Raw genomic sequence first — 11,190 nt, forward strand, 5'->3', positions numbered from 1 at the left:
CAATTTGGGGACAGATGCAGATGGGCTGCCGCCTCTTCGCTGCTCCAATCTCCAAACAAAAGAAGGAGGAGATCATGCCTTTGATCCATGTGGTGCTGGTCCTGATCGTAGTTGGGGTTCTTCTCGGGCTCGTCAACTCATACATCCCCATGGCGGGCTCCATTAAGTCGATCTTGAATGCTGTCGTGGTCATTGCCGTGGTCCTGTGGCTCCTGAGCGTTTTTGGGGTCATTGGTGAACTCTCCAAGATCCGCATCGGGAAGTAACTGTCTTGGTGCAGCGCCAGAGGACGTCCTTTTTTGCTTAACCAGGGCGCCCAGGACGATAGTAATGATTAGAAATCCTGTTCTTCCGGGTTTGTCGTGATAGTGTAAATGGCTGCCTTCGAGAACTAGGGTTATTCTTTGGGGGCAAACTCGAACGATTGGTTTCAAACAGCAATTTTAGACAAACGAATAATCTCGAATTAAAGGAGGAGCCCATGCCATACCAGCCATACCTCGGGCCAGTCGTGGCTTTAATCGCCGGGATATTGATATTGATTCAACCCGCCCTGTTGAATATTATTGTGGCGGTTTATCTGATTGTCATCGGCGTACTGGGTCTGATGGGGGCGCGGCCCTCGAGATGGTGGAGCCGATAATCCTTGCACTCCATAAAAAAAGTAGCCTTTCTTGGCATTCAGGGCTTGGGGCCATGGAAGGGATGGAATTGACGGCAAGGGAAAAGGGCAAGTTGGGGCCGGTTGACTAGGCCGATGACGATTAGCGGTTGATTGGTATGTTGTTGCCTGGCCGCCCCCGCCGCCAGGCGAATAATCTTAGGAACCTACTAAACGGGCTTTAAAGAAGAGTTAAATGAGAGTCTTGCTCCTATCCATGCCTGATACCGCTCAATTTATCGATTTTTTCACCCGTCTTCCCAACTTGGCGATCATTTCCCTGGCCGGTAATCTGCCGGGACATGAGGTTCGGGTCCTTGACCTGATACTTTTCAAGCCGCACTTCGAGGCCGGGCTGCGCCAGGCTCTTGCCAGTTTACGTCCACAGGTGGTAGGCCTGAGCGCCATGACCTTCCAATTCGATACCCTATTGCGTGTGGCCCGCTTTATCCGCGGCTTTGACCCCACCATTAAACTGGTGGCCGGTGGCTACCATGCCAGCCTGATGGCCCGTGAACTGACTGGGGATGCAGAAGAATTACCCCTGGATTTCCTGGTCCGGGGTGAAGGGGAGACCACCTTTCGGGAATTGGTTACGGAACTAGAGAAACCAGCCCCAGATCTGGGCGCCATCATGGGCTTAAGTTATAGCCAGAGCAAAGAGTGGGTACACAATCCCCACCGTCCGCTGCTAGAGCTGGATACCCTGTCCTTGCCTCAGCGCCAGGCCAGACTGGCCAACGGCTTTTATTTTTTAGATATGCCCATGGACGTGGCCGAAACCTCCAGGGGCTGCCCTTATAACTGTAAATTCTGTTCCATCACCCAGATGTACGGCCATACTTTCCGGCGGTTTCCCGTAGAGCGCATCATTGCCGACATTAAGACTATTCGAGACCAGGGTTTCAAGGCGGTATTTTTTGTCGATGACAACATTACCTATGACATTAACCATTTTCGCCAAGTCTGTCAGGCCATTGTCCAAAACCAATTAAATGACTTGTGCTATCTGACTCAGGTGAGCGCCACAGGGATCGCCCACCACCCCGAACTGGTGGCGGAAATGGATCAGGCCAATTTTCGTATCGCCTTTGTGGGGTTCGAGTCCATGGATGCAGATTCCCTGAAGGACATGAAGAAGCCCACGAATCCCGAGACCAACCGCCGGGCCGCAGCTCTGCTGCGGCAGCACCGCATCGCGATCATCGCCGGATTAATTTCGGGGTATCCGGAGGATACCCGGGAAACCGTGATTCATAACTGGCGCATGATTGAAGACCTTAAACCGGATTTAATCTATTCCCAGTACCTGACCCCTTACCCCAAAACCCCGGTGCGCCGAGAACTCCTGGAGGCCGGCCTAGTTGTCAACGTGGATGATTATCAGAAGTACGACGGCTTCCACTGTAACATTCGCACCCGACATCTAAGCAGGGACGAACTTTACCACCTGATGAGGGGCTTGGGCTTTAAGAGCAATTTCAAAGTATCCCTGATTGTCAACAATATACTTTTGCGTAACCATATGCGATACTTTCTGCGCAGCTTAGGAAAAGTGGTGGCCGAGGGATTAGCCAATGTAGCTCGTGATCTCCTACCGCAATTTATGCAGCCAAGAAATTAATAATTGCACATTTATTAATCATATCTGAATGGTATATTGATATTTTATAAAGTCCATTACCGTTGCGTAGAATATATAATATTAATAGCCGTAACCATTCGAGGGTGTCAGCATTTCAGCGCCTTAAAATTCCCTGCCGAATGTTGCATTAAGGTGTCTTGACTTAATTGCTGGTTCATATAAGGTTTGCGTACTAATTTCTCGAGAGGAACCACCTTGGCCGACCTGGAAATCGTTGCCGTGGAAGGAGGATCGGCACTAAAAGACTTCATTGACCTGCCATGGGAGATCTATGCTGAGTACCCTAAATGGGTGCCTCCTCTTAAAAGGGATGTTCGCCGGATGTTAGACCCCCTCGGGCATCCTTTCTGGGAGTTTGCCGAGCGCAGCCTTTTTCTGGCCCGGCGCGGTGCGAAGACGGTGGGCCGAATCGCGGGCATCATAGACCGCCATTATAATGAGTTCCACGGCGAAAAAATGGGCATTTGGGGATTTTTTGAATGCACTGACGATCCGGCGGCAGCCGCGGCCCTTTTTTCTGTCGTGGAAACCTGGGTGCGCCAGAAGGGCATGACCTTCCTAAGAGGCCCGCTGAACCCCTCTCTTAATTACGAGGCGGGGTTGCTCATTGAGGGATTTGATTATCCGCCGTCGTTAGGGATGACGTACAACCCGCCATACTACGCGAGGTTGGTTGAATCGTGCGGTTTCAGCAAAGAGAAGGACCTGCTGGCTTCCCTGATAGAAACCCCTTTCCAAGTTCCCGAATGGATGGAGCGACTGGCTGAACGGCTCGCGCATAAAAAGGGGGTTCACATCAGGCACGTCCATCCTAAGTATCAGGACTCCGAGTTCCAGCTGATCAAGGAGATTTACAATGACTCCTGGTCGGCTAACTGGGGTTTCGCCCCTTTAAGCGATAAGGAAATACGGTTTATTCAAAAGAGCGTGATGAAATTCGCGGATCCGGACCTGGCTTTCTTTATCTATTATGAACAGGAACCTGTCGCGGTCTGCGTGGTCTTACCCGACATTAACCCTTTGCTCAAGCGGCTCAACGGGCGGGTCGGTCCGCTGGGTTTGCTTAAGCTGTTCATATATCGGAGTGAGGTCAGGGGCTTGCGGGGGTTGATCTTCGGGGTCAAGGAGGAGTACCGGCAACTGGGATTCCCCATGTTAGCCACCCACCACCTCAATGAAATCGTGAAAAAAAAAGGGAGATATCATTATCTGGAGATGGGCTGGTGCCTGGAGGACAACGAGTCGATCAACTTTTTGATAGAGGAAGCCGGGGTCAAAGCCCACAAGAAATATCGCCTCTACAGAAAGTCTGCATAAGTTCAAAAGTTAACGGGTTGGCGTTGACACGGAGGTCTGGACCTAGTGGCTGAGCATCGAGCCCCCATTATCGCTTTCGTCTGGCGGCCCGAGGAGATTATCCCACCGGTGACGCAAATGGCTCATCGCACCGGGAGCCGGGCTATCTTCGATGTTTCCACGATGGGGGTGGAAGCGCTGCGTCCTTTCTTACGAAAGGCTGACCCTGCCGGCCAGGTAAGGGATATCAAGATTTCTGCTTCTACCTTGATGGATCCATCTTTGGGACCATGGTTGACGGAAACCGGCGTCCAAGATATCTGGGTAGAATGCCACTCCCAGTGTTCCCGAGGAGATCCCTCCACCGTTCTGGAGAAATTGCGGGAATTATCGGAAAACCACCGTTGTTTCCCGATCATCGGGGACTTAAATTTCCTGGCCGCGGTTTTGCAGGATGGTTCGGGAATCGGGCGCATCGTCCTGAAGGGCTGCGAGGCCTCCGGATTCGTGAGCGGGGAGACGACCCTGGCTCTCTATGCGACGGTCAAGGAAATGCGGCACAGCGCCTCTACTTCCCTGGACATCCTTATCTGGGGAGGCATAGCCACCCCTGAAGCGGCTGCAGCCTTCCTGGCCACCGGGGCCGCCGGGATCGTCTTCGAGAGCGTCCATTGGCTGACCGACCTGGTTGCCATTGATGATCGGCAACGCCAGCGCCTCTCTATACTCCGCCTGGATTCCACCGATCTGGTGGGCCTGGACCTGCAAGTTCCTTGTCGCCTGTTCAACAAAGGGAACTCTCTGGCTTTCAAGGAGATCAAGGCGTTCGAGAACTCGCAGTGCGGCGCCGAGATCACGGAGGAAACCCGCCGTGCCTTCGTCAACCGGGTACAGGCCAGGGCCCTTCACCCTCTGGCGAGCCAGTTCAGCCAGGATGAGGTCATCCCCCTGGGGGTGGAGGCCACCTTTGCGGCGTCGTTTGTGCAGCGTTTTGGGGCCGGAACCGAAGGGGCCGTACAAGCCTTCATGGACGAGATTCGCCACGCCTGCCGCTTGGCTGAGATGAGAAAGGATGTCTGGTTGGACAGCCCGGTGGCCAAGGAGATGGGCACTCTCTACCCCTTTATCCAGGGCGCCATGTCCTGGATCACCGAGGTCCCGGAGTTTGCCGCAATGGTTGCCGAGGCCGGGGGCCTGCCCACCGTCGCCCTTGGCCTGATGGACGCGGCAGCCCTTGACCGGAGGCTGGGGGGCCTGCCGGAGATCATGGGGGGGCGCCCCTATGCCGTAAATGTCGTGTCTTTGGCGGAAAACCCTTGCCGTCAGGTGCATCTGGCCTGGATAAAGCAACACCGCCCTCGTTTTGTGGTGCTCGCCGGAGGTAATCTCTCCTTCTTAAAAGAAATGCTGGAATGCGGCCTGGAAGTCATGTATATCGCGCCGGATGAGGCCCTGATGCGGCTCGCCCTGGAAGCCGGCGTCCGGTACGTGATCTGCGAGGGGTATGAGGCCGGCGGCCATGTGGGGCCACATAGCACCCTCACCCTGGCGCAAATGGTGGTGAATCTGAAACGGCGCCACCCATCTCTGTGCCAAAATTGTCGCGTGATCCTGGCAGGAGGCCTCTTCAATCGGGAGACCGCGTTTATAGCCGCCTTGCTTGGGGCGGACGCCATCCAGATGGGCACCGCCTATCTGGCCACCCAGGAGATTGTGGAAACCCACGCCTTGACGGCGCTCTATCAACAGATGATTTTGGAATCGCCCCCGGGGGAAACCGTCGTCTCCGGCCAGGACACCGGGCTGCGGGTGCGATCCTTGAGGACCCCGAGAACGGCGGCGATCTTGTCCCTGGAGAGGGAGTTTGCCGCGGGCCGCCAGGACGAGGCCGCGTTTCGGACGAAAATGGAGGAGATGACCGCGGGGAGCCTTTTCGCGGCGGCCCGGGGTCTGGACCGGCCAGGCGGGGCCCCTCTTTCGGAGCGCGCCTGCCGTGAACGCGGGCAATTCATGAGTGGGGCCTGCGCCGGCCTAATCCATCAGGTCCGGAAGCTGCAGTCCTTTCACCGGGAGATGGCCGCGGGCCCGCTTAAGCTGCAGCAGCCCTTTGCCGGGGCGACCGACTCAATCCCGCCATCTCCACCCGGCCCCGGGCTTGCCGGAGAAACCCCAGCCTTCGGGGTTGGCCCTGGGTCGTCGCGGGTTACGCCCCAAAAAGACGCGCCTGACCGGGTGGCCATTACCGGGATGAGCCTCGTAAATGCCCTGGGGAAGAGCCCGGAGGAGGTCTGGGCGGCCAGCCTGGCCCTGAAGAGCGGGATTACCCAGGTTCCGCCTTCCCGGTGGGATCACGAGCTTTATTATGATCCGCGCCCGTACGTTCCCGACAAGACCTACTGCAAAGTGGGCGCCTTCCAAGACTTGCAGATCTCCCGGACTGAACTCGGGATTCCCCCCCATGATTTCCGGACTATGACCGAGGCCACCAGGATCACCATGTGGCTGGCGGACCAGGCCATCCGGACCTCCGGCCTCCTTTTGTCAGACATCCCCCGGGAGCGGATCGGGGTCCTCATCTCCCAGAACTCGGGAGAGGCGGCGGGGACTCTCGCCGGTATCACCATCCGGGCCAACATTTGCAACCTCCTCGCCGATATCAAAAGGGCGGTTCCCCTGACGCCGGATCAGGAGAGCGCCATTGAACAGGAGATAAAGTCCGGACGCCTGGCTCCGGACGACACCACCCTCCTGGGCAGACTCAACTGTGCCGCGGCCGGGTTCATCTGCAACCGCCACGGGTTCATGGGGCCCAGCTATTCGGTCTCCGCCGCCTGTGCGACCTCACTGGTCGCACTGTACAGCGCCATCCAGATGATCCACAACGGCATCATCGATGCAGCCGTCGTCGGCGGAGCCGAGGAGCTTCTCAACCACTTGCATTTTCTGGAATTCTCCGGTCTGGGGGCACTTTTCGGGCTGTCCGGACAGGAAAGACCTGCCCCCGAGACCTCCCGTCCCTTCGATGCTCAAAGAGAGGGGATGGTTCTCGGTGAAGGCGGGGGCATAATCGTCATCGAGCGGGAAAGCATAGCCCGCGCCCGCGGGGCGCTAGTCCACGCAGTCATCACCGGTATGGGCGCGAGCAACAACCATCTGGGTATGGTGGAGTCCTCCAGCGTTTCCCAAGAGATGGCCATCCGCGCCTCTTTTCAAGGGCTGCCGTATGGGCCCGAGGCCGTGGACCTGGTGGAATGCCATGCCACGAGCACCCGGCAAGGAGACGTGGAGGAGGCCCGGGCCCTGAAGGCTTTCTTCAATGGCGCCAAGCGCACCGTGATCACTTCCTTCAAATCCCAGATCGGACACACCCTTGGCGCGTCGGGCATCAACAGCCTCATTCGCGGCGTGATGGCCATGCAGGCGGGGGTTTTTCCTCCCACCCTCAATTATCTGCATCCGGACCCGGAAATCGACCTGGAAAGATCGGGGCTCATCATCGCCCCGGAGCCGCTCAATTGGGAGTGCCGGAACGGCCGGCCCCGAAGGCTTCAGGTCAATGCCTTCGGGTTTGGAGGTTCCAACTACGTCGTGCAGGTGGAGCAGGCCATGGATGCCGCGGATACGATCCTGGTCGCCCCCGGCCGGGAGCGGGGTTTGGGTTCTCCCGCACTCCAGGGCGTCTCATTTTTCAGGACCGAGATGGATGGCCGTAACTGGCGGCTGGCCGTGGTCGCGGCATCCGCAGCCGAGGCGCTCACGGTCATCGAGAGGTCAACCCCGCTGTCCGGGGACGGCATGGTCTCTTCCAAGGCGCTGAGGTCGTGGGCGCAACAGGGGATCTTCCTGAGCCGTGAAGATCAGCCGGTCCTGCCCCTCGCCCTGGTATTTCCCGGGCAGGGGTATCACTATGCCGGCATGGGGCGAGAGCTCTACGAGTCCTTTCCCGTCATCAAGGAATGGATGGATCGGGCGGCCGCAGCCGCGGACTTCGACCTGCTGCACCTGCTGTTCCACGATCAAGAGGAGAGCCTGCAGAAGACCCGGTGGCAGCAACCGGCCCTGTTCACTTTGGAATACGCCATGGCCCGATACCTCATGTCCCTGGGCATCCGCCCGGTGGCTCTGGCCGGGCACAGTTTGGGCGAACTGACCGCCTTGTGTCTGGCCGGGGTCTATTCCCTGGAGGACGGCTTCCGCATCGTCAATCAGCGAGCCCTCTGCATGGATGAGGCCGCGACCATGGATCTGGACCCCGGCGTCATGGCGGCCGTGGACGCCCCCCTGGACCTGCTGCAAGAGATGATACAGGGACATGAGCAGGTCTACATCAGCAATATTAATGCCCCGAACCAGGTCGTGCTGAGCGGCAAGACTGAAGCGGTGAAAAATTTTGGTAACCGGCTGAAGGAAATGGGATACCGGTTCACCCTTTTACGGGTCAGCATGGCCTTCCACTCCCCCATTATGAGGGTCATCCGGGATGAACTCGAGGCGTACATCGCCCCCATCCCCTTTCATGCCCCCCAAATCCCCGTTATCTCCAACACGACCAAGGCGCCTTTCCCAGCCGATCCCGGTGAGATCAGGCGAATCTTAATGGCCCACCTGGAATCTCCCGTCCATTGGCTGCAGAACGTCCAGACCCTGTGGAGTGACTATGGAATCCGGCTTTTCACCGAGGTGGGCCCCGGCGATATTTTAAGTGGGCTCATCTATGACACGCTCCCTGAACCGGCCTGCATCCAGACCTGCCTGCCCGCGGCCGAGGCCCTTACGTGCAAAAGCGCCCTGGCTCAACTCTTCGTTCAAGGGCATCTGCCGGTTCCCCGGGAACCGAGGTTTGTTTCCCTACCCGGATTCGGGAAGGCTCCCGCCTCTCCCCCCAACGCCCTGGCACCCGGGTTGCGCCCCCTGGAACCTGAGCCCCTAGGCTTTAAGCCGGTGGAAAGGATCGTTCAAAGGGAAATCAACCGCTTCGTGCTAGAGACTTACGGCCGCTCCTTTGAACCCAACCTCCTGGCAGCCATCCGCCAAGAGCATGACCCAACCTTCCAAGCAGGCGATCTGGCCGCGGTTATCCAGTCCATACTCCGGGGTTCCGGGCCCCCCGCAGGCCAGCAGCCGATCTCTCGTGAAGAACCGGCAGCCCCGCCTCCCGATCCTATCCTGGCGATTCCGGAACCGGCCTCTCCTGCCCTCGATGCGGCGCCTGGGCGCCAGGATCATCTGGAGACGCTGATTCACATCATCATGGAGGCTACCGGGTTCAACCGGGACGAGATCGAACCCGACATGGATCTCAGGCGGGACCTCTCCATCCGCTCCAGCCGTCTCCCGATCATCATGGATGCGGCGGAACGCCAATTCGGGATTACCATCGAATTGGAGGATTTTATCCATGTCCGTACCGTGAAGGACATCGCCCAGAAGATCTCCGAGATCGTCGCCAGGCAGGGAGGCGCCGGCCTACGGCCGGTCGCTCAGCCAGTTGACCCGGGCCCGGGGCGGGCCGAAATCCTGAAGCCCTCAGCGGAGGAGGCGAGTTTAAAGCGGCTCGTATTCCACCAGGCCGAGGTGGAGCCGGCGGTCTCCAAGCCCCTGGAATTGAGCCCGGGCGAGTCAGTCCTCCTGCTCTCACCTGACCGGGATGACCGCCTGGCTGGAAGTGTGGGAGACATCCTCCGACTGGATTACGGGGTGGAGACGGTTCCCCTGCACTTCATGCCGGGGATCTTGGATCTGGGTTTAGAGAGCTGCAACCTTTTGACTGAAGCCGGGTCCTCCCGGGCTGCCAAGAGAATAACGGGGCTGGCGTCCCTCGCCGGGTTGGTCATCACCCTCCCACAAGGCGGATCGGCAAGATTAAGAGACCTGGGAGAGGCGGCGCAGCTTCTCAGGGGGCTCTTTCTCGTCCTGCAGGCATTTCTCCAATCATCGGCTAAGAAATTCGTCGTGCTGATCCATTCCGGGGAAGATACCGAAACTCTCGACGGGCTGCCGGTGGAGGGGATGCTCGGACTGTTGCTGTGCGCCGCCCAGGAATACCCATCGGTCCAGTTTCGCACCCTGACCGTCGACCGAGATACCGACCTGCGCGCCGCCTTCGGCGACGCTCTGGATCGAGGCTACCCCGTGGTGGAGATGATTCATCGGCATGGCAGGGTCTTCACTTCGGAGGGGAGCGTCGCCCCGTCCCTCTTCAATGGTCCGGCAAGTCTGCATCTGAGTTCTGGAGACGTAATAGTCATGTCCGGGGGAGCCGCGGGCATCACCGCCCACCTGGCCCGCAGTCTGGCGCCCTTCACGCCCCGCTTGGTCTTTCTGGGGAGGACACCGCTGGATCAAAAAATCAATCCCGTCAAGCCGCGATCCCAGCCTGCGCCTGCTGAGACGTTCACTGCCGACAACCGAGCCGTGGAGATGGCTCAGACCCTGGCGGATTTGCATGCCGCCGGGATCGAGGCCACATACCATACCTGCGATGTCACCGACCCCGACGCGGTCCGGGCGATCATGGGCGAGATGGCAAGCCGTTACGGCAGAATCGACGGCATTATTCACGGGGCTGGAGTCCTCCGGGACGGTCTCCTCAGCCAAATGACCGTGGATGACCTCTCCATGGTTGCGGACGTCAAATTTCTGGGGGCGTGGCATCTCTTCTCGGCGGCGGAGGGGGCGGGCTTGAGGTTTTTCGTGGGCCTGTCCTCGGGCGCAGCGATCCTGGGGAATCCTGGCCAGTCCAACTACGCGGCCGCCAACCGGATGATGACGGCGCTACTCAGATACCTCGGGCGGAAAAACCGCGCCATCCAGTTCAAAGCCTTGATGCTGCCTCCGGTCGAGGGCGCGGGCATGGCCGCGGATCCGGCGGTCCGGGAGTTGATGCGGCGGAAGGGCGTGGCGTACATCCAGGTAAATGAGCTGGCCGGGCTTTTCTGCCGGGAGCTCTCGGTAGCCCCGGCCGACGACGATCGGGTGATGTTCATGCGGACCCTGCCACCCGTAAAAACCGCACAGCTCAATGAGACAATTCCCCCGGCGCCCCGGGGAGAGCTGGCCGGCGGCGCCGTGGCCTTTAGCCCCGAAGACTTTCCCCTGATCGACCGCATCTCTTCCCTGGACCTGCGCCGGGAACAGCTGGAAGCCGTCAGATCCTTTTCCCGGGAGCAGGACCTTTGGCTCGAGGATCACCGGCCCCTCAAGTTCGGCGAGCATCCTCTGGTCTCAGCCGCCATGGTTCTGGAGACCTTCATGGAAGCCGCCCGGATCCTGTATCCCCACCTGCAGGTGCGAGGAGTCCGCCAGGTGCGCTTCCTGGACATGATCCAATGTCCTCCCGGGACGCCGCGGACTGCTAAAATCTTCTGCCGCCGAGCCAACACCTCCCTGCGGGAGGTAGGGTGCGGGGTCTCTCTATCAACCCAGGTGATCTCCCCCGCCGGAAGATTGACGGACCGTTTCACCCTGCACTGCCAAGGCCAGGTGATCCTCGATGGTACGGTAGGCTATCTCGAGGAGGGGCTGACGGATTTTCCGGTCCGGCTGGACGAACTGCAGACGCCGCCCATGGATCAGGCCCAGGTTCTTA

General features: G+C 58.8%; 5 protein-coding genes. All 5 read left to right on the forward strand.

Annotated elements, in window-relative coordinates; all coding sequences use genetic code 11:
* The coding region (locus WC600_18170) for a Thivi_2564 family membrane protein (GenBank protein ID MFA4904657.1) at nucleotides 1-266 on the forward strand (266 nt) is incomplete at its 5' end.
* A gap of 215 nt (nucleotides 267-481) precedes the next feature.
* Nucleotides 482-643 carry a DUF3096 domain-containing protein gene (locus WC600_18175; GenBank protein MFA4904658.1) on the forward strand — a complete coding sequence of 54 codons (162 nt, stop codon included), beginning with the start codon at nucleotides 482-484 and terminating at the stop codon, nucleotides 641-643.
* Between the two features lie 214 nt (nucleotides 644-857).
* Nucleotides 858-2,285: a radical SAM protein gene (locus WC600_18180; protein ID MFA4904659.1), complete on the forward strand. Its 1,428-nt coding sequence runs from the start codon at nucleotides 858-860 to the stop codon at nucleotides 2,283-2,285.
* Nucleotides 2,286-2,501: 216 nt separating this feature from the next.
* Nucleotides 2,502-3,623 carry a hypothetical protein gene (locus tag WC600_18185; GenBank protein MFA4904660.1) on the forward strand — a complete coding sequence of 374 codons (1,122 nt, stop codon included), beginning with the start codon at nucleotides 2,502-2,504 and terminating at the stop codon, nucleotides 3,621-3,623.
* A 45-nt stretch (nucleotides 3,624-3,668) separates the two neighbouring features.
* Nucleotides 3,669-11,190 (forward strand): SDR family oxidoreductase (locus WC600_18190; protein ID MFA4904661.1); only part of this gene is annotated, 7,522 nt, incomplete at its 3' end.

It is taken from the genome of Desulfobaccales bacterium (assembly GCA_041648175.1).
Taxonomy (GTDB): Bacteria; Desulfobacterota; Desulfobaccia; order Desulfobaccales; family 0-14-0-80-60-11; genus 0-14-0-80-60-11.

Coding starts and splice junctions, on each gene's coding strand:
- WC600_18175 (MFA4904658.1), top strand. CDS start 482: ATGCCATACCAGCCATACCTCGGGCCAGTCGTGGCTTTAATCGCCGGG.
- WC600_18180 (MFA4904659.1), top strand. CDS start 858: ATGAGAGTCTTGCTCCTATCCATGCCTGATACCGCTCAATTTATCGAT.